General features: G+C 61.4%; 17 protein-coding genes and 2 pseudogenes. 11 read left to right on the forward strand and 8 right to left on the reverse strand.

Annotation, left to right across the window (positions count from 1 at the left end):
* The 3 genes from QW887_RS10290 to QW887_RS10300 are packed head-to-tail and all read left to right on the forward strand — an operon-like array spanning window position 1 to window position 2,953.
* Window positions 1-1,053, forward strand: a complete 1,053-nt coding sequence (locus QW887_RS10290) for an ABC transporter ATP-binding protein (RefSeq protein ID WP_315754078.1) — start codon at window positions 1-3, stop codon at window positions 1,051-1,053.
* A gap of 32 nt (window positions 1,054-1,085) precedes the next feature.
* A complete protein-coding gene (locus QW887_RS10295; protein WP_315828349.1) occupies window positions 1,086-2,114 on the forward strand; it encodes an extracellular solute-binding protein in 1,029 nt (342 codons plus the stop codon).
* 8 nt (window positions 2,115-2,122) lie between these two features.
* Window positions 2,123-2,953 (forward strand): ABC transporter permease, encoded by an 831-nt coding sequence (locus tag QW887_RS10300; protein WP_315828350.1) that lies wholly within the window; start codon window positions 2,123-2,125, stop codon window positions 2,951-2,953.
* A 92-nt stretch (window positions 2,954-3,045) separates the two neighbouring features.
* On the opposite strand, the gene putA is transcribed toward QW887_RS10300, so the two are convergent.
* Entirely contained in the window at window positions 3,046-6,744 is a 3,699-nt protein-coding gene (gene putA, locus QW887_RS10305; protein WP_316172773.1) for a trifunctional transcriptional regulator/proline dehydrogenase/L-glutamate gamma-semialdehyde dehydrogenase, read from the reverse strand.
* Between the two features lie 146 nt (window positions 6,745-6,890).
* Here putA and QW887_RS10310 point away from each other — a divergent pair, with 146 nt between their 5' ends.
* The gene (locus QW887_RS10310) at window positions 6,891-7,361 is read left to right on the forward strand and encodes an Lrp/AsnC family transcriptional regulator (RefSeq protein ID WP_315754084.1); all 471 of its coding nucleotides are present in this window, start codon (window positions 6,891-6,893) and stop codon (window positions 7,359-7,361) included.
* Between the two features lie 340 nt (window positions 7,362-7,701).
* On the opposite strand, the pseudogene QW887_RS34895 reads toward QW887_RS10310, so the two are convergent.
* Window positions 7,702-7,869: pseudogene (locus tag QW887_RS34895) on the reverse strand (ion channel); the annotation flags it as partial.
* A gap of 223 nt (window positions 7,870-8,092) precedes the next feature.
* Here QW887_RS34895 and QW887_RS34900 point away from each other — a divergent pair.
* The gene (locus QW887_RS34900; RefSeq protein WP_409998687.1) at window positions 8,093-8,341 is read left to right on the forward strand and encodes a helix-turn-helix domain-containing protein; all 249 of its coding nucleotides are present in this window, start codon (window positions 8,093-8,095) and stop codon (window positions 8,339-8,341) included.
* 251 nt (window positions 8,342-8,592) lie between these two features.
* On the opposite strand, the pseudogene QW887_RS10315 reads toward QW887_RS34900, so the two are convergent.
* From QW887_RS10315 to QW887_RS10335, 5 genes and pseudogenes are all read right to left on the reverse strand, one after another.
* Window positions 8,593-9,577: pseudogene (locus QW887_RS10315) on the reverse strand (NAD(P)H-dependent flavin oxidoreductase).
* Between the two features lie 209 nt (window positions 9,578-9,786).
* Window positions 9,787-10,458 carry a nitroreductase gene (locus tag QW887_RS10320; protein ID WP_315754086.1) on the reverse strand — a complete coding sequence of 224 codons (672 nt, stop codon included), beginning with the start codon at window positions 10,456-10,458 and terminating at the stop codon, window positions 9,787-9,789.
* A gap of 34 nt (window positions 10,459-10,492) precedes the next feature.
* The gene (locus tag QW887_RS10325) at window positions 10,493-11,470 is read right to left on the reverse strand and encodes an NADPH:quinone oxidoreductase family protein (protein ID WP_315754088.1); all 978 of its coding nucleotides are present in this window, start codon (window positions 11,468-11,470) and stop codon (window positions 10,493-10,495) included.
* 513 nt (window positions 11,471-11,983) lie between these two features.
* Window positions 11,984-13,219, reverse strand: a complete 1,236-nt coding sequence (locus QW887_RS10330; RefSeq protein WP_315754090.1) for an ABC transporter substrate-binding protein — start codon at window positions 13,217-13,219, stop codon at window positions 11,984-11,986.
* A gap of 76 nt (window positions 13,220-13,295) precedes the next feature.
* Window positions 13,296-14,504 (reverse strand): CaiB/BaiF CoA-transferase family protein, encoded by a 1,209-nt coding sequence (locus QW887_RS10335; protein WP_315754092.1) that lies wholly within the window; start codon window positions 14,502-14,504, stop codon window positions 13,296-13,298.
* A gap of 130 nt (window positions 14,505-14,634) precedes the next feature.
* Here QW887_RS10335 and QW887_RS10340 point away from each other — a divergent pair, with 130 nt between their 5' ends.
* From QW887_RS10340 to QW887_RS10365, 6 genes are all read left to right on the forward strand, one after another.
* Window positions 14,635-15,609, forward strand: a complete 975-nt coding sequence (locus QW887_RS10340; protein WP_315828351.1) for a helix-turn-helix domain-containing protein — start codon at window positions 14,635-14,637, stop codon at window positions 15,607-15,609.
* Between the two features lie 100 nt (window positions 15,610-15,709).
* Entirely contained in the window at window positions 15,710-16,963 is a 1,254-nt protein-coding gene (locus tag QW887_RS10345; protein WP_315754096.1) for a cytochrome P450, read from the forward strand.
* Between the two features lie 91 nt (window positions 16,964-17,054).
* The gene (locus QW887_RS10350) at window positions 17,055-18,263 is read left to right on the forward strand and encodes an acetyl-CoA C-acetyltransferase (RefSeq protein ID WP_315754098.1); all 1,209 of its coding nucleotides are present in this window, start codon (window positions 17,055-17,057) and stop codon (window positions 18,261-18,263) included.
* A 13-nt stretch (window positions 18,264-18,276) separates the two neighbouring features.
* Entirely contained in the window at window positions 18,277-20,418 is a 2,142-nt protein-coding gene (locus QW887_RS10355) for a 3-hydroxyacyl-CoA dehydrogenase NAD-binding domain-containing protein (RefSeq protein WP_315754100.1), read from the forward strand.
* A gap of 210 nt (window positions 20,419-20,628) precedes the next feature.
* Window positions 20,629-21,822: an ABC transporter substrate-binding protein gene (locus QW887_RS10360; protein WP_315754102.1), complete on the forward strand. Its 1,194-nt coding sequence runs from the start codon at window positions 20,629-20,631 to the stop codon at window positions 21,820-21,822.
* A gap of 99 nt (window positions 21,823-21,921) precedes the next feature.
* Complete coding sequence (locus QW887_RS10365; RefSeq protein WP_315754104.1) at window positions 21,922-23,460, forward strand: acyl-CoA synthetase; 1,539 nt, start codon at window positions 21,922-21,924, stop codon at window positions 23,458-23,460.
* A gap of 116 nt (window positions 23,461-23,576) precedes the next feature.
* On the opposite strand, the gene QW887_RS10370 is transcribed toward QW887_RS10365, so the two are convergent.
* Window positions 23,577-24,833 (reverse strand): CoA transferase, encoded by a 1,257-nt coding sequence (locus QW887_RS10370; RefSeq protein ID WP_315754106.1) that lies wholly within the window; start codon window positions 24,831-24,833, stop codon window positions 23,577-23,579.
* Between the last annotated feature and the right edge of the window lie 20 nt (window positions 24,834-24,853).

The raw sequence follows: 24,853 nt of genomic DNA on the forward strand, positions 1-24,853 counted from the left end.
GTGGGCACGCTCCGTCTCGAGGGACTGCGCAAGGAATACGGACTATCCGTCGCCGTCGAGCGCGCGGACATCGCGATCGCCGAAGGTGAACTGGTTTCGCTGCTCGGCCCCTCCGGCTGCGGCAAGACCACTACGCTGCGGATGGTCGCCGGCTTCATCGAGCCGACCGCCGGCCGCGTCGTCATCGCGGGGCAGGACGTCACGCGCACCGCGCCCTACGCTCGCCAGACCGGCATGGTCTTCCAATCCTACGCGCTTTTTCCGCACATGAGCGTCGCCGACAACGTCGGGTTCGGCCTCGAAATGCGCAAGGTCAATCGCGCCGACCGCGATCGGCGCATCGCCGAGGCGCTGAAGCTGGTTCGGCTCGACCATCTGGCGGATCGCATGCCACGCCAATTGTCGGGCGGCCAGCAACAGCGCGTAGCGCTTGCGCGAGCGCTGGTCATCAATCCCGCCGTCTTTCTACTGGACGAGCCCTTGTCCAATCTCGACGCCAAGCTGCGCGCCGATGTGCGTACTGAGATCCGCGCCCTGCAGCAGCGTCTCGGTCTCACTACCCTGATGGTGACGCACGATCAGGAGGAGGCGCTGACCATGTCCGACCGTCTGGTGGTGATGGAAAGCGGGCGCGTGCGGCAGATCGGGACCGCTGAAGAGCTCTACGAGCAGCCCGCGGATGCCTTCGTCGCGGATTTCGTCGGACGCTGCAACATCATCACCGGCACCATCGAGGGCCAGGCGCTGCGAAGCGCAGGCGGCAGCCTGCTGCCCTGCGATGTCGCGGCGGCTCCCAGCAATGCCAGTGTGCTGGCTCTGCGGCCGGAGCGCGTCGCGGTCCACGCCGCTCCCGACGCTGTCGGACTTCCCGCGCGGATCTCCGGCATCTTCTATCTCGGTGCTCAAACCGAGTACCGGCTCGAACTCGACGGCGTAGCGCTCACCGCCATTCGAGCGACGCCGGCCGCCGGCGATGCCATGCGTCAGCTCAAGACCGGAGACGTGGTTCGCGTGAACTGGGAGCCGGCTGCTGCACGGCTGATCCTCGCCTGAAAATAGAAAATCCAATCCAGAAGGTTACGACAATGACCGCACTCACCCGTCGTGGATTTCTCGGCGCTGCCTCAGCCGCCGCTCTGCTGCCAGGCATGGCATCGGCCCAAAGCCGCCAGGTCACCGTTGGGACCTGGGGCGGAGACTTCGGCGATCTGCTGCGCGAAAGCGTTGACATCGCCATCATGAAGCCGACGGGTATCGACGTTCTTCAGGACGTATCCAGCCCTGTTCCGCGCCGGACCAAGCTGCTCGCCGAGCGTCAGAGCCGGCGCGGGAGCATGGATGTCGCCTGTCTCGCAGATTTCGACATGTTCGCCGCCGCTCAGCGCGACGTGCTCGAAGGCGTCTCGGAGCAGGTCGTGCCGCGGACCGCCAAAGTGCTGCCGTTCCTGCGCAAGCCGAACTCCATTCCTCATATCTATTCGGCCCATACCATCGTCTACAACACGAACCGCGTGCCCACGCCGCCCAGGTCGATCAACGATCTCTGGGATCCGAAATATCGGGGCAGGGTCGGCCTCTCCGATTTCCTCTTCACCACCAATATGGCGTTTGCCGCGATCGCCGGCGGCGGCTCAATGAACGACTTCGAGCCCGCCAAGAAGAAATTGATGGAATGGCGGTCCCTGGACGTGAAGGTATTGGCCTCCACGGAAGCCGTCGCCGCGGCCCTGAAATCCGAGGACATCTGGTTCACCATCATCGCGGCCGCGCGGGGCTTCATGTGGAAACAGGCCGGGATCCCGCTGGGCCATGTGATCGCCGAAGAGGGGGCTTTCCCGACGATCTATGAGGCTGCGGTTCCCAAGAACGCACGCAACAAGGAAGATGCTTTCAAATATCTGAACTCCATGCTCGAGCCCTCGTCGCAAATCGCCTTTGCCACCAAGATGGGATACGTCCCGACCGTCACGGACGCACCGCTGCCGCCCGAGCTCGACAAGCAGATCAACTTCTCCGAGGCCGAGCGGGCGCGCCTCTGGACGCCGAACTTCACCTATCTCGTGGAGCAGCAGGCCGCCTTTCTCGATTTCTGGAACAAAGATTTCAAGGGCTGAGGCGCGATATGGCGATCTTCATCCTGCCTGCCGGTCTTCTCGTCTGTGTGCTCCTTGTCGCGCCGATGGTCATGATGGCCCGCATCTCTCTGAACCATTTTGACGCGGCCTCGCTGATGATCGAGGCCCTGACCGGTGAGAACTATCTGCGCGCGGTGGCCGACCCCTACTATCAGCGCGTCCTGCTGATGACGTTGGGCGTCGCCGTCCTCTGCACCCTGGTCACGGTGATCCTCGCGTTTCCTGCGGCCTACTGGCTGTCGCGGATGGATAGCAAGCTCAAGAGCCTCGTGACCATCCTCACGATGTTCCCGCTGCTGGTCGGCAACGTGGTTCGTTCGGCAGGCTGGATTGCCCTGCTGGGAAATGACGGGTTGATCAATGCCACGCTGCAGGGCGCAGGCCTCGGCACGGCTCCCCTGAAACTGCTCTATACCCCCGGTGCCGTGGTCATCGGCATCATCGGCATCGTCCTGCCCTACATGGTTCTGACCCTCTCCGCGGTGATCGAGGGCATTCCGCGCCAGACAGAGGAGGTCGCAGCCAATCTCGGGGCGCGGCCGTTCACCGTGTTTCGGCGCGTGGTCCTGCCGCTGGCGATGCCCGGCGTCATTGCAGGTGGGGTCATGGTGTTCATCCTGAGCATGAACGCCTATGCCACCCCCGTCCTGCTGGGAGGGCCACAGTTCCAGATGATGGCCCCGGCGGTCTACGATCAGTTCAACCGTGTCAGCAACTGGCCTTTCGGCGCCGCTCTCGCCTTCATCCTGCTCGCCGTCACGCTGATGATGACCATCGTCGGAAGCGCTGCGCTCGCCCGCAAGTACAAGGCTGTGTAGCGGCGTCGATCTTCAGGCTGCTTGGCCAGGACGTACGTCTGCTGCGATCGCATCTCGAAGTGCACGCGCGGGAAGCGCGTGCGCTCGACGTCCTACCCGATCGTCATCAGGCTCGCATTGCCGCCGGCCGCGGCCATGTTGATCGACGTCGACACCTCCTCCAGCAGCCATTGGATATTGTAAGCATTCTGATTTCGGGCAATTTCGTTTGCTGAAGCTGCCTGAACCGGCACGAGTGGTCCCGGGATGGCGGCGATCCGCTTGCAGACGGACTGGACGCGCTCGACCCCGCGCTCGACCAGGGCGCCCCCGAAGAGACCGTGAGCGTCCCAGTCGGTCGACCAGGACACGCGGCCGGCCAAGTGTGGCGGTAGCCCCGCCAGCGAGCTCTGCAATCCCGATGCAGCGTCGATTATCGCGTGATTGCCGGTGGCGATGACTGCGCCAAGCTGATGATAGAGGCCGGTCACCGTTTCGGGTGCCAAAAGGATGAGGCCTCTCGGATGCAACGCGTAGACGTTGCGTTCACCGACGGGCCCGGGGAGCTCGACCTCATGCCAGAGCGCGGAGACTTGACCGAAATAACGAGCCGCGTCGGCGGCCGCGTTCGCCCCCTTGTCCTCAAGCCACTTCGCCCAATCGAGAAGCGCCGTGTTGGTGTTGTTGGAGCTGGGCTGCAGCGCGATCGGGGAGGGCGTGACAAGTCGCCCCAGATATTGCGGGCCGCCGGCCTTGGGGCCCGTACCGGACAGTCCGCGGCCGCCAAATGGCTGGACACCGACGACAGCGCCAATCACATTGCGGTTCACGTAGATGTTTCCTGCTTTGACGCGATGTGTGACGTGCGCGATCGTTGCGTCCAGACGTGTATGCAGGCCAAAGGTGAGGCCATAGCCCGTTGCATTGATGTCGTCGATCAGGGCATCGAGATCTTCACGGCGGTATCTCAGAACGTGAAGAACAGGTCCGAAGACTTCCCGTGTCAGATCAGAGAGCCTATCGAGTTCAATAATCGTTGGAGATACGAACGTGCCATTGGTGGTGTCCGCGCTCTGGCCGATCCGTTCGACCGCGCAACCCAAGCCGCGCATCGTCTCAATGTGCTCCTCGATCGTCTTCTTTGCTTCCGACGTGATGACCGGACCGACATCGACCGACAGGCGGTCTGTGCGCCCCATGGTCAGCTCACGCGTTGCGCCTTTCAGCATGTTCAGAATGCGATCCGCAACATCTTCCTGGAGACAAAGGACCCGAAGAGCCGAACAGCGTTGGCCAGCGCTATCGAAGGCCGATGCAATCACGTCACCGACGACCTGTTCTGCAAGCGCCGAAGAGTCGACAATCATCGCATTCTGCCCGCCGGTCTCTGCGATCAATGGGATCGGCCGACCTTCCATCGAAAGTCGGTTTGCAAGCTCCGACTGGATCAGACGCGCGACCTCGGTCGATCCAGTGAACATCACGGCCGAGATCGCCGGCGAGGCGACCAGAAGGGCGCCGACGCGGCCATCACCCGGCACCAGTTGCAGGACGTCGGCCGGAATACCCGCTTCATGCAGGATGCGAACGCCTTGGGCCGCGATCAGCGGGGTTTCTTCGGCAGGTTTTGCCAACACCGGATTGCCGGCGACCAGTGCGGCTGAGATCTGTCCGATGAAAATCGCCAGCGGGAAATTCCACGGGCTGATGCAAACGACCGGACCAAGCGGCTTTTGAGCCGGGCCGAGGGTGCGGCGTGCTTCCGCTGCATAATAGCGCAGGAAATCGATCGCCTCGCGCACCTCGGAGATCGCATTCGGCAACGACTTGCCGGCTTCACGCGAAATCAGGCCGAGAAGGGTGGGCATCCGATCTTGCATGAAATCGGCAGCCCGGGTGAGGCATTCGGCGCGCTCCGGCGGTGGTACGGACGCCCAACTCGCGGCTGCAGCGGAAGCCTGCTCAGTCGCCCGCAGCACATCGTCGTCCGATGCGTCAGTCACCCAGCCGACGATGTCGCGGCGATCTCCGGGATTGCAGATCGGACGTGCTGGAGCGCTCGCCTCGTTGGTCGTGAGTCGAGGTGTCGCCTTCCATTCGATGCCGGTGCTCGCCTTCAACGCGCGTGTGAGCGACGCGAGGATGGCTTCATCGGTCAGATCAAGGGCTGCCGAATTCGTTCGACTGCTTCCAAACAGCTCGGCCGGCAGTTTGATCTTGCTGTGCTGTGCGCCCATCGTCGCCATCGCCTTGACGGCTTCCACGGGATCGCTCACGAGGTCGTCGACCGATATGTTCGGGTCTACGATGCGGTTGACGAAGGAGGAGTTCGCCCCGTTTTCGAGCAGGCGCCGAACGAGGTATGCGAGAAGGGTCTCATGCGTGCCAACCGGTGCGTAGATCCGCACAGGGCGGTTGAGCTTGGCGTCACCGACGACCTCTTCATAGAGCGGTTCGCCCATGCCGTGCAGACACTGGAACTCGTATTGCCGGGGCTGAAAATTCTGACCGGCCATATAGTAGATCGTGGCGAGGGTCTGGGCATTGTGGGTCGCAAACTGGGGGAAGATCGCGTCGGGTGCTGCGAGCAATTTTCTGGCGCAAGCAATGTAGGAGACGTCCGTGTAGACCTTGCGCGTGTAGACGGGAAACCCGTTCAGCCCATCAACCTGGGCGCGCTTGATCTCAGCGTCCCAATAGGCGCCCTTGACGAGGCGGACCATGATGCGGCGGCCGGCGCGGCGCGCAAGATCGACGATGTAGTCGAGTACGAATGGGCAGCGCTTGCCGTAGGCTTGTACGACAAACCCCATTCCATGCCAGCCTGAGAGGTCCGTATCCAGGCAGAGCTGTTCGAGAAGATCGAGCGACAATTCGAGCCGTTCTGCCTCCTCGGCGTCGATATTGAGGCCGATGTCGAATCGCTTGGCCAGGAGTGCCAGCGCCTTCACCCTGGGTAGGAGTTCATCCATGACGCGCGTGGACTGCGCCCGGGAGTAGCGTGGATGCAGTGCGGACAGCTTGATCGAGATGCCCGGGCCCTGATAGACGCCGCGTCCTGCGGACGCTTGTCCGATCGCGAAAATCGCGTGTTCGTAGTCCTTGTAGTAGCGTTCGGCGTCGGCGGCGGTCATTGCCGCTTCGCCGAGCATGTCATACGAGTAGCGAAAGCCTTGTTGCTCTAGAGAGCTCGAATGGCGGAGCGCCTCCTCGATCGTCTGGCCTCGGACGAATTGTTCTCCCATCATGCGCATCGCCATGTCGAGGCCGCGACGTATGACCGGCTCGCCGCAGCGCGCGATCAGGCGAGCCAGTGCGGAAGCCAGACTGCCGTCGCTGACGGTCGAACTCAATTTGCCGGTGACGACGAGTCCCCATGTCGCGGCATTGATGAACAGCGACCGTCCGCCGCCAAGGTGCGACGTCCAGTCACCGGTGGCGATCTTGTCGCGGATCAGTGCATCGCGCGTCGGCGTATCGGGGATGCGAAGCAGCGCCTCGGCAAGGCACATCAGAGCCACACCTTCCTGGCTCGACAACGCGTACTCCTGAACGAGCGCCTCGACTCCGGAACGTGTTTGCTTGGCGCGCAGCTTTTCAATGAGACGTCGTGCGGTCTCCGTCGCCGCCGACTGGAGTCTCGCCGGGAGTGTTGCGGCCGCCACGAGTGGGGGCAGGCACTCCGTTTCCGGACGCCGGTAGGCCGCCGTGATCGCTTGACGCAATGCGCGCTGCGGATGGATCGGCGGAGCGAAGTTGGAGAAGACTGCATGCCGGTCCGCCTCGGAGTCGCTTTGCGGAAGAACAGTCATGGTGGAGTTGGACATCACCTCAGCCTTCATCTGACGCTTGATCGAACCGAGTTAGAAATAGCATTGGCGGCTCCGGCTTTCAGACTTTGTTTCTGCCGAAATATGGTATTATCGACCTTTCATCTGGAGCAAGTCGGTCCAATCGCATGGCGAAAACGCAGGAAAATAGTGAAATAGACCAGTTCGATGGGCGAATTCTGCAGGCCTTGGCCGAAGATGGCCGGATGTCGGTAACCGACCTGGCCAAGCAGGTCGGCCTATCCAAAACGCCGTGTCAGGTGCGATTGAAGCGCCTGATGGACGACGGCTACATCGTTGGTTTCAGGGCCGTGCTGGATCCACGACGGCTCGGACTGGAGCACGTTGCTTTCGCGGAAGTCCGGCTTTCGGACACACGGGAGAAGGCGTTGACCGAGTTCAACTCGGCGGTCATGAAGATCAAGGAGGTGGAAGAGTGCCACATGATCGCAGGTTCATTTGACTACCTGCTGAAGGTTCGAACCGCTGATATCAAAAGGTATCGGCAGGTATTGGGCGAAAAGATTTCGAGCCTTCCGCATGTGTCGAATACGTCGACATTTGTCGTCATGCAGTCTGTGAAAGACAGCGGATTATAGTCGGGCGGCGGAGGACGTCGCATCGTCGTCGGCCGTGACTTTCCGCCACGGACAAGGCCACGCCGCGAAATCTCGGAATCGTTTCATCGAGCGGTCGATCTCCGCGCCGTCCCGTCACCCAACTGCCGATCTGAAACAACGCATAGTCGGCCGCGGGGGGAGATTGTTCTCGATCTTGCCGATCTTGCGGCCAGAATCGCTAGCCCTGATCAGCAATCAGCGAGAACCTGAAACCAGGCCGTTATGAGCGGGCCTGCTTGCTCGAAGGTCTTGAAAAACATTGACGTTTTTCGTGGCGTCGGCTCACGAGCTTCCACGTTCGTTCACGGTGTAGCGGTGGTCAATCGGTGGTCGAATACTGAAGGCGGCGCTTAACTTCGGTGGATCTTCGGCCGACGAGCCCAGTAGCATTAAAAAAAGGAGCCCAATGGCCCATCACAAGCGACCGCGCCGCGGCGGTCTTCGGCACGATATCGCCATAGCCAACTGTCGCTATTGTGATGGTGCTGAAATAGAGCGCTGTTCATAGCCCATCCAGGTGCTGTTCAAACGCGCTATGCTGAAGAGCCTCAACGAGGCGATAAGCAATGGCGAAGGCGTAAATCGTCAAGAAATATGAGGTCGCGCCAGCTCCCGCCGCTACGACCGCCCGGATGGGCACATCCAACCGCCCGAACGAACTCAGATCTGGATAAAACTTGGGGGCAAGGTCAGGAGACAGAGGCGAAGGGGTGTCGATTGCTTCATCCAAGCCATTTGGAGAACCGAGGTCGATTCCGTTCGTTCTACGGCTCACCTGCACGATTAACGAAGCATGCGAGATCACTGGCTTGGGACGCACGAAGCTTTACGAGTTGATTGGGACAGGGGATCTCATTACTACAACCGTAGGACGTCGGCGGTTGGAACTCGTGAGCTCGCTCCAAGCACTGCTCGACGTGAACCCGTCGGAGCCTGGAGGTATGAGAAAGATTTGGTAACAGTTCGCGCCTTGTGAGACTTGGCCGCGTTTGTCCGTCTTTTTCCATTCCAATCCACTAAGTGGGTGAGGGTAATTTTGTGGAACCGCTGGTCCGTGAATCTCCCAACCAGTTGAATAAAAGAGATATTTTGCGCCGTCTCGCGGACTCCCTCTCCGCCATTTGCACGACGTCGTGCGCCAAACTACGATTTCCTGCGACACGGTTCGCCTGCTGATCATGCGTTGACTGTCGCGCGGCGGACCAGTTCGTCACGTTCGCAGTTGCTTGCTGCTTCGGACTAGATCCGAATTGACCGACGCTACATATTCTCTGGCGATCTCGTCGATCAATTCCGCCGCTCCCATCACGGAGCGCACGCCGGACACGGAGTGGCCTGCGCTCCAGACCTCGGCCCAACGACGCGGGCCGCCCGACTTGGTCCCAAACACCTCCTTGGCACGCTCTTGCGAAACGGACTCATCCAAATGAGCGGGATCGAGACCGGCGTCGACGATCGAAGGACGCAGCATGCTCGCCTCGAGTCCGGTGAAGGCCTTCGTCAAGATCACGTCATCCATGGTGCTGTCGATGAGCATTTGACGATAGGCGTCACTCGCCATGCTTTTCCCGCGTGGCGATGAAGCGCGTTCCCATATAAGCAAGGTCGCAACCGAGCAGCTGCGCAGCAGCCAACGCGACGCCATCGCCGCCCGCAAGAACGATCGGTCCGTCGAAGATTGCTCGGACGGCTCGGACGAAGGAAAATGGATTTGCCCAGCCGGTCTGGCCGCCCGCCCCGGCACTCAACAGGATCAGCCCATCCGCCCCGGCCTTGATTGCTTTCTCTGCGTGATTCAGAGACGCGATATCGGCGAATACGAGACAGCCTACATCCTGCAGCGGTCCAACGGCCGCTGCAGGAGACCCGACGCTGGTGATGACGATCTCCACCTTGTGGCGGACGAGACAAGCAAGGTCTTCCTGGAAGCGCGGCTGCCGCACGATCAAATTGGGGCAGTGTGGTGCAGCCTGATGACCCAAGTCTGCAACGCCATGCTCGATCGCTCTCAGCCAGTGATCGAGTTCTTCGACCGATCCAGCGTTGGCAGTGGGAAAGGCGCCGATCGCCCCCGACCGGCAAACCGCCGTGACGAGGTTGACGCCCGATACCCGGAGCATCGGAGCGGCCACCAAAGGCAGGCGCAACCGCGATGCGATCTTCGAGGGCAGGCCGGTTCGGTTCGTGAGAGTCATGTCGCCTTAAGTTGCTCTTGGAAGAGCTATCCTGCGCTTGCGCCGAGCTCTGTCATTGGAGTCTAAGCGCCAGCGCTGCACACGACAGGACCCTTGGAGCACCTTGCTCCAAGGGTCATTCGCGAAGGGATGGTGCCGCCATGATAGCGAAGCCCCTTCAGACCCAACATGAAGGTGGTCGTGTCGATGATTTCATCGTGCCCCGCAAGTCAGAAGCCTCGAAGCGTCGCAAATTCCGATAAGTCGGCGCGCTCCGTGCGAAGGCTGTTGATGGGATGCTCAGCATCCGCGTAGCCGAGAGCCATGCCGCAAAAGATCATGAGATGAGGCGGCAAAGCGATGAATTCGGCTATCGTCCTGTGCCAGATTGCCCACGCTTCCTGCGGGCAAGTGGCCAATCCCTTTTCGAAGGCCAGCAACATGACGGATTGCAAGTACATGCCAAGATCAGCCCACTGTCCCGGCTCCATCTCGCGATCGATGGCAAAGAACAAGCCGACCGGAGCGCCGAAAAATCCAAAATTCTTCGCGAGCTGCTTCAGGCGCGCGGCCTTGTCCTCGCGTGGAATTTCAATTGTGCGATAAAGATCTTCGCCGTTCTTGAAGCGTCGGGTCCTGTACGGCTCCTTCAGCTCGGGTGGATAGATGTTGTATTCTGCTTTTTCGCCCATTGGGTTGATCTTCATCCGCTCGGCGACGAGCGACCTGAACCGTTCGAGCTCTTGACCAGCCAGCGCCCAGACATGCCAGGGCTGAAGGTTGCCGCCCGAAGGCGAACGACCGGCCGCCAGCAGGATATCCTTCACGATCTCTCCCTGGACCGGCTTATCCAGAAACGCGCGGACCGACATTCGTGAGTTTAGGGCGTCGGAAACTTTCATAGGTTGTCCTCATGCAAAGCGTCGAAGGCGATCGTCAATCGATCCGAACAACCATCTTTCCCAGTGCGGAACGCGTGGTCATTGCCTTGAAGGCATCGCGGAAATCCCGAAAGGCGAAGATCTTCCCTACGACCGGAAGGAGTGTCTTTTCGCTCAACCAGGCGAATAGCTGGGCAATCAGTTGGTCGCGCACGTCCGGTTCGCGGCGGCCGATCTGAGCGAGGTCGACGCCCAGCAATGCGCCTCCTTTCAGAAGTGGTAAATTGAACGGCAGCGCGGGAATGCTGCCGGCCGCAAACCCGACGACAAGATGACGCCCATTCCAGGCGATCGAACGGAATGCCTGCAGACTCAGGTCACCGCCCACCGGGTCAAAGATCACGTCGACGCCGCGGCCACTGGTGAGAGTCTTTATCTCGTCACGCCAGCCGTCGACGGTGTAGTTCACCACTGCGTCGGCGCCGTACGCCGTCGCAAACTGCCGTTTCGCCTCAGTCGATGCGGCTGCTATGACCGAGGCGCCCAGTAGCTTTGCGACTTGTACCGCGGCGATGCCAACCCCGCCGGCTGCGCCAAGCACCAGCAGCGTTTCGCCCTGACGAAGCGTTCCCCGCACCTTCAGCGAATAGAGCGCTGTAAGATAATTCGCAAAAAACGAAGCGCCAACTTCCGGTGCCACGTCTTCCGGCCTGACGAAAAGCGCTGAAGCTGGGAGGCAAATATACTCAGCAAGCCCACCCGATCTGGCCATACCGATAACCGGCGTCCCTGGTGCAAAGCCTTCCACGTCCGGGGCGACTGCATCGACTGTGCCGGCAAACTCTGTGCCCGGTGTGAAGGGCAGGGGATCCCTGGTCTGATATAGGCCCCGGACCTTCAAGCCGTCCACAAAGCCAACGCTTGCAGCCTGTATCCGGACACGAACCATCCCAGGCGTTATGTCCGGTTGAGCCACATCCTTTAGAGCGACATTGTCGATGGCTTCGTAGTTCTCGACGACGACTGCTTTCATGATAGCCTCTTACGGAATTGGAGTGCGTATAATTGATCGAACGCAAGATTTTCGTTTCTTTTCGGTCGAGGCGCCGCAATGACGGGCCTGCGAATATCATCCGCAAATGTATCGCGGCGGTTCCGACGCCTCCGGCTGGGCGCGGGACGAGCATCTGGTCGCCAGCTTGTAGCTTGCGCCCTCTGTCAGCGCAGAATGGGCCGTGAGATATCTGCGCAAAATGAGGCCCTGCCTCGGCGGAAGTGCCATCCAGCAGGATTAGTGCTGCTTCCGCTGGAACGGCGACGTACTCGGCGAGTGCGCCCGAGCGATAAATTCCCATGACCTGCATGCCCCCGGGGCATACTCGGTCACCCCCTCTCCGACGCTTCATGAGATAGAGGTCCTGCACCTTGAGGCCATCGACGAAACCGATTCCCAGGGCTCGCAGACGCACGCGCGACGATGGCGTGAGCCGAGGCATGGGATCTGCTTCTCGCATTTGCGTTGGGAAAGCACAGGACCGAGCTCACCTCAGTTGGTCCCGGCGCTTCCGACTTCGCCGTCGATCAGCTCTCCGAGAGGCTGCCACCTCTGACCGTCGAAGCGAATGAGTTGCATCTGTTCGACTGGAAAATAATCCTTAGCAGACGTATTGATCTTGATGCCGGGCAAGAGCATCGGAACGTCCAGGTCCCTTAAGTTCGCGGCCTGCCGCATGATGTTGTCGCGCGTGGGGTTGTCGCCGCATCGCTTGAGGACTTCGAGCAGCGTGTGCGCAACGGCGTAGCCATAGACGGTGACGCGGTCTGCCTTGTCCCCATCTGGAAGATACCTGTCCATGAACGCATTCCAACCTCTCGTGGCCGCGTCGTTGCTCCAGGCGGGATCGCTGGGGTCCTTTAAATAGGCATTCGAGATGATCCCCTTGGCGTTCTCCAGACCTGCAGGACGGAGCACACTCGCCACGGAGGTGGAGACGCCTGCGAGGAAGACGACCGGCCTCCACTCGAGTTCTGCAAGCTTGCGGATGGCCTGAGCGCTTGCTTTCGGCGTGGTCCAGGACACGAAGATGTCCGCGCCGGAGTTTCTCAGCCGCGCGATGTGAGCGTCGATCGTCGGTTCCGACAATTCAAATGACGATTCGGCGACGATCATCGAGGCCCTTTCTCCCAGCCCATCGCGCAAACCCTTCGCCTCGTCGCGCCCTCCGTCGTCATTCTGCCAGAGCATGGCAATCTTCGCGTTCGGATAGTTCTGCAGGATGTATTTTGCGTAGGCGCGCCCTTCGCTCTGGAAATTTGGCTGCCAGCCCATGGTCCATGGAAAATGGTCCGGATCGCCCCAGCGGGTGGCATTGCTTGCGACAAAGAGCTGCGGCACCTTCCGGGCATTCAAGAATTTCTGGATCGCCGCGTTCGAGGGCGTTCCAACCGACTGGTAGATCATGAGCACCTCGTCGCTCTCGACCAGCTTTCTCGCCTGCTCCACGGCCTTCGGCGGACTGAACGCGTCATCGTAGCTGACGAAAGTGATCTTCCGCCCGTTGATGCCGCCTTCATCGTTGACCTTGCGGAAAAACGCTGCAGCGACGCGACCGATGATGCCGTAGGCTGATGCGGGCCCGCTATAGGGAGCGAGATTTCCGATTTTGATCTCTTGGTCTGTGGCGCCCGGATCGTACTTCTTTTCGGTTGCATTGGCCGGTAGAGCCGCGAGGCTCGCCGCCAACCCAACGGCGGCGAAATAGGGCAGGTATCTTCGTGGCATGGTTGATCCTCCCATCGACATAACTCAGCTCGGTTACGACCGATTTGGAACAGTGGGCCGGGACTTCGGCCGTCAATCAGCCGACAACGCCAGATACTTTCAGGCGAGCAATGTCCTCGTCGGAATATCCAAGCTCCTCCAGGATTTCCCCACTGTGCTGGCCCAATTCCGGTGCGGGGTTTGGGGGCCTCTTCGTGATACCGCTTATTCGGAACGGGCTGTCCACGATTGCGCCATGCCCCGGCATCCACTCGGCTCTGACAAGCGCACCGGCATGATACATCTGGTCGTCGCCGACCAGATCTCCGGCCTTGGCCACGATCGCCGCGGTCAGGTCAGCCGCCTGAAAGATGCGTTGCCAATCGGACGAGATGCGGCTCGCAAACAGGTCGTCGAGAAGTGCCACAAGCTCGGCCGCATTGGCGCGCCGTGTTGCAAGCGCCGAAAAGCGTGAGTCCTCGATTAAGGCGGAGCGGCCGATTGCGTGGCAGAAGCGCGGCCAATCGCGTTCCTCCTGCACCAGACTGATCATGAACCAGCGGTCGTCAGCGCACCGATAGAAGCACGTCAAAGCGTTCCGGGTGGCCTTTCGGGGGAGGCGGTACTGGATCTCGCCACCGCACAGGACCGCCTGGATCGATGCCGCATTCGACCAGACTCCGTTGGCGAGCAGCGATGACGTGACGCAGCTCCCCCGGCCCGTGCGCTCCCGGTAAAGGAGCGCCGTGACAATCCCGGCGTAGAGGGTGACCGCTGTCGGCTGATCGCCCATCCCCATAGTGGGTGCCGCAGGAGAGCTCTCGGGGTCGGGGCGTACGCTATCGGCCAATCCCGATCGAGCCCAATAGGCATGGGCATCGAAGCCCGGTCTTTCAGCTTCGGGGCCTGTCTCCCCGTAGCCGGTGAGCGCCGCATAGACGAGACGCGGATTGATTTCCGAAAGCTGCTCATAGCTGATCCCGAGCCGAGTGCGTGAAGCCGGAGACTGGTTGGTAACGAAAACATCGGCGGAACGCACGAGCTGCCCCAGGATGGTTCGACCAGTCTCGGTCTTGAGGTCCAACCCCAGCGTACGCTTGTTGCGCGCGGCAACTGTCCACGCGTAGTTATGGTCGGCTTTTGGCAGGTTAGGAAGACGACCGAGGACCCGCTGCGGATCGCCGGCGCCGACCGGCTCGATCTTGACGACGTCCGCACCGAAGTCCGCGAGGATCACGGCCGCCGCCGGGCCGGCGACAAAGGTGGCGCTGTCAATGACTTTCAGACCCTGGAACACGCCAGCCACCAGATCCTCCCTGCCGCCAAGCAGACTTGTTGCCGGCCATCCAGATGACAGCCAGATCTTTTGATTGGCATCTACCTAACACTCTTGACGCAAAGGTTCAACCATTCATAATTGGGACCTGGAGAGCAGAATGCCCTACGGCCCCGTCCATTCGATTTCCGCGATGCACCGGCGCTTCACGTCGCCGGACGAATGGCACTCCGCTATCGAGCCGCACTTCGCGGGAAGCTGCTACACGAGGCGGGCGCATTCGTTCTCTGTGTGGGGACGACTTGAGCGACTGGGCGATGCACTGCTGGTTGACAACTATGTTGCCGCATCTGGACTGGGCCGCGCCAACGACACGTACGGATTTTCGATCGATCCGACCGAGACGGGAAGCTGCTTTATTTTGCTGCAGCGATTCGGAAGCGCATTCGTGAAGCAGTCTGATCGTGCGACGGAACTCCGGGCCGGCGAATGGGCCATCTTTGACGCTTCCGTGCCGACTTCATTTCTGATTCCGGACGGCAGTCGAACGATCGGGGTGACCGTTAGTCATCGATACTGCGAACATTGGCCGCGCTCTCAGCTTGGCGGAACCCGCCTCGCGAGGTCGGCTGAGAGCCGGGTTGCACTCTCAATGATTTCCGAGGCCCTGGGGTCTCCCGAATGGCCGAATTTGCGGGTTCAGGCTTCGATGGAAGTTCTGTTTATGGATGCTGTGGAAGCAAGTCTGCCTGCGAGCGCTGCCAAACGGAGCGCCTTCATCCCGAACGCTGCGAAAATCGACCAAGTGAGACAGGCCATTGAGGTTCAGTTGAGTAATCCCGATCTCAGCCCCGACGGCATCGGCCGATCTGTCGGCCTGTCCCGCCGCTCGCTGTACCGGCTCGTCCGCCGGATCAATCAGACGCCTATGGGGTTGGTCCAAGAGCTACGTCTCGCGCGAGCTGCGCGATTGTTGCGAGATCGCGCGGAGGAACCTCAGAGCATCACCGACGTGTCGTACCTCGTCGGCTTCGTCGACCCCGCGCATTTCAGCCGGGTGTTTCGGGCACGGTACGGTCAATCGCCCAGGCAATGGTCGTCGTCCCGCACCGACGGGCAGGCCGCTGCGAGATAAACTTGGCACCGTGCGTCACGTGCCTGGCGCTGTGAGGCAGGTTTGATTTTCGTGCCGATGTTAGGGTGTCAGAAAATAATCAAACATCTGGAGGAGACCGATGGTCGAACGGATCGATGACCAGGTCGTAGACCCTGTCACATACGGAACGCCCCGCAAGTACGACGAAATCTTCGCCGAACTGCGGCGAAGCGACCCCGTGCGATGGACAGAACCTGCCGGCTATCGGCCATTCTGGACCATCGCGAAGCACAGCGACATCCTCGAAATCGAGCGGCAGAACGACAAATTCATCAACGATCCGCGTAATAGCCTCGTGCCGATCGAGGAGGAAGAAAGACGAGTCCGCGCGGGGAACGCGAAATTAGTCAGGACGCTCATCACCATGGACGAGCCCGACCATCGTGCTTACCGCGGCATCACACAGGCGTGGTTCATGCCGGTGAACCTGCGCAAGATCGAGGGGGAGATCAAGAATCTTGCCGGAGAGTTTGTCGCTTTGATGGACGAGCGCGGTGGCCGGTGCGATTTCGTCAACGACGTCGCGCTTTGGTACCCGCTGCGGATCATCATGACGATCCTCGGCGTTCCGCGCGAAGACGACGCCAAGATGCTCAAGTTCACGCAAGCTCTGCTCGCTTCGTCTGACAAGGATTTGTCGGGAGGAAGCAACAACTTCCAAAGCCGCCAAGTCGCGGCTCAGGAGTTTTTTGCTTACTTCGGCGCTATCGCGGAGGACCGTCGCAGGAACCCGAAGGACGATCTCGCCTCGGTAATCGCCAATGCGTCGGTCGGCGGCAATCCGGCCGGAGTCTTCGAGAGCCTCTCGTACTACCTGGTCATTGCGACCGCGGGCCATGATACGACAAGTTCGGCGATGGCCGGTGGATTGCATGCGTTGATCGAGCATCCGGCGGAGTTCCGTCGGTTGCGCGAGTCGCCGGAGCTGCTGAATTCCGCAGTCGAAGAGATGTTGCGCTGGACCTCGCCGGTGAAGCACTTCTTCCGCACGGCGACTCAGGACTATCAGCTTCGGGGCAAGCAGATCCGTGCCGGCGATTCGCTCATGATGTGCTTTCCATCCGGCAATCGCGACGAGGAGGTTTTCGTCGATCCTTTCGCGTTCCGTGTCGATCGGACGCCCAACCGCCATATCGCTTTCGGGCACGGCGTGCACCAGTGCCTTGGCCTCAACCTTGCGCGGATGGAGATGAAAGCGCTGTTCACGGAAATTGTTGCTCGGGTGGACTCGATCGAACTGGCGGGGGAGCCCGCGTGGATTGAGGCCAATCTGGTCAGTGGCCCGAAGCGGTTGCCGATCACGTACCGTATGAAGAGCTGCCCGGTGCAGTGATCAAGCCATCGCGTGCCGGATGGTCGAGGTGCCGTGCGTTGCCGCGGGGGCGCTCCGACATCATCTTTCAGACCGACTTCAGGAATCAGAAATGAGTGAAGCGATTATCTTCGATGCGATCCGCACGCCGCGAGGCAAGGGAAGGAGGGACGGCGCGCTGTACGAAGTGGGGCCGGTTCAACTCCTGGCCGGGCTGATGCAAGAGCTGGAGCGGCGGACTGAAATCGACACCGCGCTGATCAACGATGTTCTGATCGGCTGCGTGCAGCCGTATGGCGAGCAGGGTGGCGTGATCGCCAAGACCGCCGCGCTCGCCGCTGGATGGTCCTGGACGGGGCCGGGCCTTCAGCTCAACCGTTATTGCGGCTCGGGCCTCGATGCTGTGAATCTGGCAGCGCAGAAGATCCGTTCCGGGTGGGACGACTTGATCGTCGCCGGTGGCGTCGAATCGATGTCGCGCATGGGCATCGGCGCAGCACCGAGTGTGCGTGATCATCAGCCGCGGTTGTCGTTCGAGCTAAAGATGATTCCGCAGGGTGTGAGCGCGGACTTGCTGGCCACGCTCGATGGTCGGACGCGCGAGGATGTCGATGCCTACGCGCTGCGCTCGCAACAACTGGCGGCGCAAGCGCGCGCCGAAGGCCGCTTCGATGGATCTCTTGTGCCGGTGCGCGATATCAATGGCGTCGTCCTGCTTGCGGCGGACGAGGCAATCAGGGCAGATGCGACCGTGGAGGGGCTGGCGAAGCTCATGCCGTCCTTTGCCGAGATGGGCGAGTTCGGCGGTTTCGACGCCATCGCAATGTCGAAATATCCTCAGGTCGAGGAGATCAGGCACGTTCATACGGCCGGGAATTCCTCGGGCATCGTCGACGGCGCTGCGCTCATGCTGATCGGCAGCGCCGAAAAGGGGAGCGAACTCGGCCTGAGGCAACGCGCGCGGATCATCGCGACGGCCGCGCTCGGCGTCGAACCGACGATCATGCTCACTGGGCCTGCACCGGTCGCGGAAGCGGCGCTCCGCAAGGCGGGGTTGAGCTTCGAAGACATTGATCTCTACGAGGTCAACGAGGCGTTTGCGAGCGTAGTGTTGCGCTTCCTGGATGAAACGAAGGTGCCGCTGGCGAAAGTCAACGTCAACGGCGGCGCGATCGCGCTTGGGCATCCGTTGGGCGCAAGCGGATGCGTGCTGGTTGGGACGTTGCTCGACGAGTTGGAGCGGCGCGAGCTGAAGCGGGGCCTTGTCACATTGTGCGCAGCTGACGGCATGGGCGTCGCAACTGTCATTGAACGTGTTTGATTGGGGATTCGGAATGACCGCCATCGATTATGCCAGGGATGATCAGGGCATCGTCACGCTGACCATGGACATGCCAGGTCAGGCCGTGAACACCATGACCCAGGCGTTCCGTGATGCTTACCGCGGGACGGTTGAGCGGATCGAGCAGGAACGCGAGATGATCATCGGGGTCATCCTCACCTCGAACAAGCCGACGTTCTTTGCCGGCGGAGATCTCAAGGGGCTGCTCGCCGCCGATGACGCCGCGGCGCTCTTTGCCCGTGCCGAAGCCACCAAGGCGACGATGCGTCGGCTGGAGAAGCTGGGAAAGCCCGTGGTCGCGGCCATCAATGGTGCTGCGCTCGGCGGCGGTTTCGAGCTCGGCCTCGCCTGTCATGCGCGGTTCGCCATCAACGACGGAGGCCTTCAACTCGGTCTTCCGGAGACCACTCTCGGGCTCATTCCGGGTGCCGGAGGTATCGTGCGCCTGGTCTGCATGCTGGGGCTCGAAGCTGCGATGCCGCTCGTCCTCGACGGCGTAGTCTTCGGTGCGGAACGCGCCCTTGAACTGAAATTGCTGAATGGGCTCGCGCGGGACAAAGACGAGTTGCTCGCGCAGGCGCGCAGTTGGATCTTGGACAATCCCGAGGCGAGCCAGCCGTGGGATAGCAAAGGCTTTCGCATTCCAGGATCGACGCCCAATGCCGCGGCGCCGCTGGCTTGGCTGCGAACCGCGCCCACGCTGCTGATGAAGAAGCACCGCCTGCGTTACCCGGCCCTGGAAGCCGCGATGTCTGCGGCGGTCGAAGGGGCTGCCCTCGATTTTGACACGGCATCTCGGATCGAGAGCCGTTACCTCGCGAACGTCGCGGTTGGTAGCGTTGCCAAGAACATGATCCGGACGTCCTTCTTCCAGATGAACGAAATCAAGGCCAGGAAGAGCCGGCCGGAAGGCATTCCCGACGCCAGTTTCGCGCGAATCGGAGTGTTGGGTGCCGGACTGATGGGCCGTGGCATCGCCCAGGTCGCCGCTCAACGGGACATCTCCGTCGTGTTGAAGGACGTTACCCGGGAGCAGGCGGAAAAGGCAAAATCGCAGATCCAGAGCGGACTTGAGAGACAGGTCGAGAAAGGCCGACTGTCCGCGGATCGCATGAGCGCTGCGCTGGCCTTGATCAAGCCGACCGGGAGCCCGAGCGATCTCGCAGGATCGGAATTGATCATCGAGGCGGTGTTAGAAGATCGTGACCTCAAGCGAAGCGTCACTCAGGAGGCCGAGCCATATTTGGCGCACGGGGGAATTTTTGCGTCCAACACGTCGACGCTTCCGATCACGGGGCTCGCACAAGCCTCGGCTAGACCGGCGAACTACGTCGGATTGCATTTCTTCTCGCCGGTCGATCGGATGCCGCTCGTCGAGATCATCAAGGGAGCAGCGACCTCGGCGGAGACCTTGGCCCGGGCCTACGACTTCGTGCGGCAGATCAACAAGACGCCGATCGTGGTGAATGACAGCCGCGGCTTCTTCACGAGCCGCGTGTTCGGAACCTTCACACGCGAGGCAGGCGCGATGCTGGCCGAGGGCGTGGATCCTGCAGCAATCGAAAACGCGGCGATCTGGGCCGGAATGCCCGTCGGCCCTCTCGCCGTCATGGATGAAACCTCTCTTGCGCTGGCTTGGAGTGTTCGCCTCCAGACCGTCGCTGACCTCCAGGCCGCGGGTAAGTCTGCGCCTGCCCATCCACATTGGGCCGTTGTCGACAGAATGGTCAACGGGTTGAAGCGGCCCGGTCGAGCCGGTGGCGGCGGCTTCTATGAATATCCCGCCGGTGGCAAGAAACGAATCTGGCCCGGCTTGCGTGACCACTTTCCGCCGCGTTCGGCACAAATTCCTCTCGAAGAGTTGTCCGACCGTTTTCTCTTTATCCAAGCCGTCGAAGCCGTGCGCTGCCTCGAGGAAAACGTCATCGAATCTTCCCGGGACGCAAACATCGGTGCGGTGCTAGGCATCGGTTATCCACGGTGGACCGGCGGACCTCTTCAATACATCGACATGATTGGCCCGAAGGCGTTCGCTCTACGTGCCTCCGAACTCGCTACGAAATACGGCGACCGCTTTCTTCCACCGCGCATGCTGGTTCAGATGGCCGACGGTGACCGCCGATTCTGCGCCTGACGAGGGCGGGCCGGGAGCGGAGAACCTTGCGTCGTATCGATTGTGGGTGCGGCCTGCCCAAAGGCCGGGAATAGGCCGATTGCGAGCGAGTCTCTCTTCCCTTCTCGTCCGGCGGAGGCTGGCAAAGGACTCGTTGGACCGAACAGGGCTTGCGGCCATCACAGTCACAATGTATCAATGGTCCAACCAATAAAGGGGAGGGCAGTGGTCATGGCAGGACGAGTTGTCGCCGCGGTACTGGGCTTGTTCCTGTGCAGCGGTTTGGCGGTTGGCGAGCCGCTGAAGATCGGTGTCTTGACTGACATGTCGGGCGTCATCGCCGATACGGTCGGTCGCGGCTCGGTCCTTGCCGCGGAGCTGGCGGTCAGCGACGCCGGCGGCACCGTCCTTGGCCGACCGATCGAGATCGTTTCGGCCGACCACCAATTGAAGCCGGACGTTGGCCTGACCATCGCCCGACGGTGGTTCGACGAGGAGCATGTTGACGCGATTGCCGACGTTCCCGTGTCCACCATCGCTCTCGGAATCCAGAATCTCGCCCATGCGAAGGGAAAGATCGCCCTCATCTCGGGCGCCGGGACAATCGATCTCTATGGCAAATCGTGCTCGCCGACAGGCTTCGTGTGGACATTCGATACCAGCGTTTTGCCGCGCGCCACCGTTCTGAGCGCAGCCGAGTCCGGCGTGAAGAAGTGGTTCGTAGTCGGGCCCGACTATTCCTTCGGACACCAGATGGAGCGGGCGGTTGCCGACGTCGTGAAGGAGACCGGGGGACAACTGGTCGGCACGCGGCGCGCGGCGATAGGTACGTCGGATTATGCCTCGCTCCTCCTGGCGGCGCAGGAAGCGCGACCGGACGCGATTGCCTCGTCCTTTGCCGGCCACGACGGCGTCCTTCTCATCGAGAACGCTGTTGAATTCGGCCTGCTGCAGAAGGGAATGCGCATAGCGAGCCTGATGTTGTTCGACTCCGACGTGCACAGCCTCGGCTTGGACCGCATGAAAGGCATCTATACGACGACAGCATTTTACTGGGATACGGACGACAACACCCGCAGCTTTGCGAAGCGGTTCAGCGAGAAAATGGGACGACCGCCGTCCGCCCTTCAGGCCGGAGTCTATAGCTCGGTCACGCACTACCTGAAGGCCGTCAAGGCTGCGGGCTCGACATCCGGACCGGAGGTCGCAAAGAAGATGCACGAGCTGCCGATCTCGGACCTCACGACCCCTTCGGCCAGGATCCGGGCAGATGGCCGCGTGATGCGCGACATGCTGCTGGTCCAGGTCAAATCGCCGGAGGAATCAAAGGCCCCGTGGGACTATTTCAAGATCGTCCGGCGCATGAAAGCCGAAGAGTTGATGCCGGAGGCGCCCAATCCGGACTGCAAACTGGCAACGCAGTAGCCGATCGGTTTCCAGAACGATCGGGCAGGCGGCCGCGAGAAGTCGAGCGCTTCACCAAACGTGCTCCCACGCCCCGGACAGAACATTGTTAGAGGGATGATGACATCGCCACTGATTTTTCTCGATGGAACGGCTCGCGCGCGCGAAGAGGTGCTGAGCAATGCCGCACGTGCGGCCAGCGGGCTGCATGCTTGCGGAGTCTCCGAGGGCGACACTGTTGCGGTCCTGCTGCGCAACGACTTCGCTTTTGTCGAGGCGACCCACGCCGCTGCGTTGATCGGCGCCTATTGCGTGCCGATCAATTGGCACGGCCGGGCGCAGGAGGTCGGTTATATCCTCAGGGATGCGAAGCCCAAGGTCCTGGTGGCTCATGCCGATCTGCTCGCGGCGGTGCGCAGCGAACTCGGGGAGGCCTTGCGCGGCATTCTGGTGCTGAGCGTACCGACGCCGCCCGAGCTCGTTCGGCAATTCGGCGTTCCACCAGGTGCCGAGGAGCCGGTGGGATCGGACCGCTGCTGGCCGGCTTGGCTGGCGGATTTCCAGCCCTGGAGCGGTGCCCCGCCGCGCAGCCGCGCGACGCTGATCTACACGTCCGGTACGACGGGGAACCCGAAAGGCGTGAAGCGCGAGCCTGCGACGGTTGAGCAGGCCAAGGCGTATGGAGAGCTGATGCGCGCCGTCTACGGCATCGCGCCCGGCGTGCGCGTGTTGATCGGGGGTCCACTCTACCATGCGTCACCGAACGCCTGTTTGCGTCAGGCCATCGCACAGGCCGAGATCATCGCGTTCCAATCCAAATTCGAGCCGGAAGAAACGCTGGCGCTGATCGAGCGGGAAAGGATCACGCATGCGGTGATGGTTCCCACCATGTTCGTCCGCCTGATGCGTCTGCCGGAACAGACCCGCCGCCGATACGATGTGAGCTCTCTGCGATGGGTGATCCACACGGGCGCGCCCTGTGCGCCGGAGATCAAGCAGGCCCTGATGGACTGGTGGGGGCCGGTCATCTACGAGACCTATGGCGGAACGGAGGTCGGAGCGGTGATGCTGAGCACGCCGGACGATTGGCTGGCTCACCCCGGCAGCGTCGGGCGGCTCACGCCGGGCGCCCGGATTGCGCTGTACGGAGAAAACGGTAAGCCGGTCGCGCCGGGCGAGGTGGGCGAGATCTACGTTCGTCAGGACTCGCTGGCGGATTTCGTCTACCTCAACGACGAGGCCAAGCGAAAATCGGTCGAGCGCGACGGGCTGATCAGTGTCGGCGACGTCGGCTATCTCAAGAACGATCGGCTGTATCTGTGCGATCGGCGGTCGGACATGGTGATTTCGGCGGGCGTCAATATCTATCCGGCGGAGATCGAATCGGCTCTGATTCAATGTCCTGGAGTGCGCGATTGTGCTGTGTTCGGCATTCCCGACGATGAGTTCGGCGAGTCGCTGGCTGCCGCGATCGAGCCTGAACCGGGAAGCGAACTCACGACCGAGCAGGTTCGCGCCTATTTGGCCGAACGTATCGCGAAATACAAGGTGCCGCGCCGGATCGATTTCCATGGAGCGCTTCCGCGCGAGGAAAGCGGGAAGATCTTCAAGCGTCGGCTCAAGGAGCCCTTCTGGAAGGACACGGGCCGGCGCATCTGACCGCTATTTTTCCGTCGCGCGCGGGGGCGCAGCACGCTGCGGCGGCAATCCCTTTCTTGGATATTGACGTTTCGGCCGGATGTGAGCGGACGTCATCGCGCGTCGGCGAGAGCGGGTCAGCCTGACGATCCGAATGCGCCCGCCGTTCTCAGTTCAGCAATGCGTTCGGGCCCATAACCGAGAACGTGCTCCAGCACCTCGGTCGTATGCTGCCCGAGAGTCGGGGCAGCGATCGGGTCGAGAACAGGCGTTTCGCTGAAACGCAATGGGGATCCGATGTTCGGTATGTCGCCTGCTGTCGGATGCGGAATGGACGACGCGAGCGCACGCTCGGCCATTTCGAAAGAGCTGAAAGCGTCTTCGATCGTTCTGACGACGCCGGCCGGCACGCCCGCGGCCTGCATCTTGGCAGCCCACCGTTCGCTGGAGTGGCCGGCAAGAATCCCTTCGATGATGGCGGTCAACTCGTCGCGATGCGCCATCCGGTCGCGGTTGCTTACGAAGCGAGGATCCTCGGCCAGGTCAGGCCGCTCCAGCACGTTCGTGACAAGGCGACGAAAGGTTCGATCATTCGCGCAGGTGACATAGAGCGGGCCGTCTGCCGTCTGGAAGGTGCCCGTCGGCGTGCTATCGGCGCTGCGGTTGCCGGCGCGAGTCGGATTGCGACCCGTCGCAAGATAGTTCATCGCGTGAAAGCCCAGCATCAGCGCAGCGGTATCGAACAACGCTGTCTCGACACGCTGCCCCAGCCCAGTGTTCTGGCGTGCGGTCAAGGCGCCGAGCACGGCAATCGCGGCCGTCATGCCAGTGGAGATGTCCATGATCGCGGGGCCGGTGCGGACACCTGGCTGGTCCGAAAAACCGTTCATCGACATGAAGCCGGTCTCGGCCTGGATCACCGGATCGAAGCCCAGACGATCAGCCATTGCGCCGTCGCGGCCATAGGCCGAGACGCTGCAATAAATCAGGCGAGGGTTGAGCTGATGCATCGCATCGTAGCCGAGGCCGAACCGTTCCATCACCCCGCACGAGAAATTCTCCACCAGGATATCGGCTGATGCGACGAGTTCAATTGCGATTTTTTGCGCAGCTTGGCTCGCAAGATCGAGCGCAATGCCTTTCTTGTTCCGATTGACCCAGAGGAACGGCACGCCTTCACCGCCGAGGTGAGGTTGGAAACGACGAAAATCGTCCCCGTTCGCCGCGTTCTCGATCTTGATCACGTCGGCGCCCATATCCGCTAGAAAGAGCGTGCACATGGGTCCCGCGATGAAGTGCGAGAAGTCGATGACACGCAATCCTTGAAGCGCGGAGGGCGCGCCAGGCGTTCTCGGGCGCGGCGGCGGAAGCTGCGGACGGCCTGTCGTGGTCATGTCACCTCCCGGGGCAAACA

The sequence above is a fragment of the Bradyrhizobium sp. SZCCHNRI3052 genome, assembly GCF_032484895.1.
Classification (GTDB): Bacteria; Pseudomonadota; Alphaproteobacteria; order Rhizobiales; family Xanthobacteraceae; genus Bradyrhizobium.

Coding starts and splice junctions, on each gene's coding strand:
- QW887_RS10295 (WP_315828349.1), top strand. CDS start 1,086: ATGACCGCACTCACCCGTCGTGGATTTCTCGGCGCTGCCTCAGCCGCC.
- QW887_RS10300 (WP_315828350.1), top strand. CDS start 2,123: ATGGCGATCTTCATCCTGCCTGCCGGTCTTCTCGTCTGTGTGCTCCTT.
- putA (WP_316172773.1), bottom strand. CDS start 6,744: ATGACTGTTCTTCCGCAAAGCGACTCCGAGGCGGACCGGCATGCAGTC.
- QW887_RS10310 (WP_315754084.1), top strand. CDS start 6,891: ATGGCGAAAACGCAGGAAAATAGTGAAATAGACCAGTTCGATGGGCGA.
- QW887_RS10320 (WP_315754086.1), bottom strand. CDS start 10,458: ATGAAAGTTTCCGACGCCCTAAACTCACGAATGTCGGTCCGCGCGTTT.
- QW887_RS10325 (WP_315754088.1), bottom strand. CDS start 11,470: ATGAAAGCAGTCGTCGTCGAGAACTACGAAGCCATCGACAATGTCGCT.
- QW887_RS10330 (WP_315754090.1), bottom strand. CDS start 13,219: ATGCCACGAAGATACCTGCCCTATTTCGCCGCCGTTGGGTTGGCGGCG.
- QW887_RS10340 (WP_315828351.1), top strand. CDS start 14,635: ATGCCCTACGGCCCCGTCCATTCGATTTCCGCGATGCACCGGCGCTTC.
- QW887_RS10345 (WP_315754096.1), top strand. CDS start 15,710: ATGGTCGAACGGATCGATGACCAGGTCGTAGACCCTGTCACATACGGA.
- QW887_RS10350 (WP_315754098.1), top strand. CDS start 17,055: ATGAGTGAAGCGATTATCTTCGATGCGATCCGCACGCCGCGAGGCAAG.
- QW887_RS10355 (WP_315754100.1), top strand. CDS start 18,277: ATGACCGCCATCGATTATGCCAGGGATGATCAGGGCATCGTCACGCTG.
- QW887_RS10360 (WP_315754102.1), top strand. CDS start 20,629: ATGGCAGGACGAGTTGTCGCCGCGGTACTGGGCTTGTTCCTGTGCAGC.
- QW887_RS10365 (WP_315754104.1), top strand. CDS start 21,922: ATGACATCGCCACTGATTTTTCTCGATGGAACGGCTCGCGCGCGCGAA.
- QW887_RS10370 (WP_315754106.1), bottom strand. CDS start 24,833: ATGACCACGACAGGCCGTCCGCAGCTTCCGCCGCCGCGCCCGAGAACG.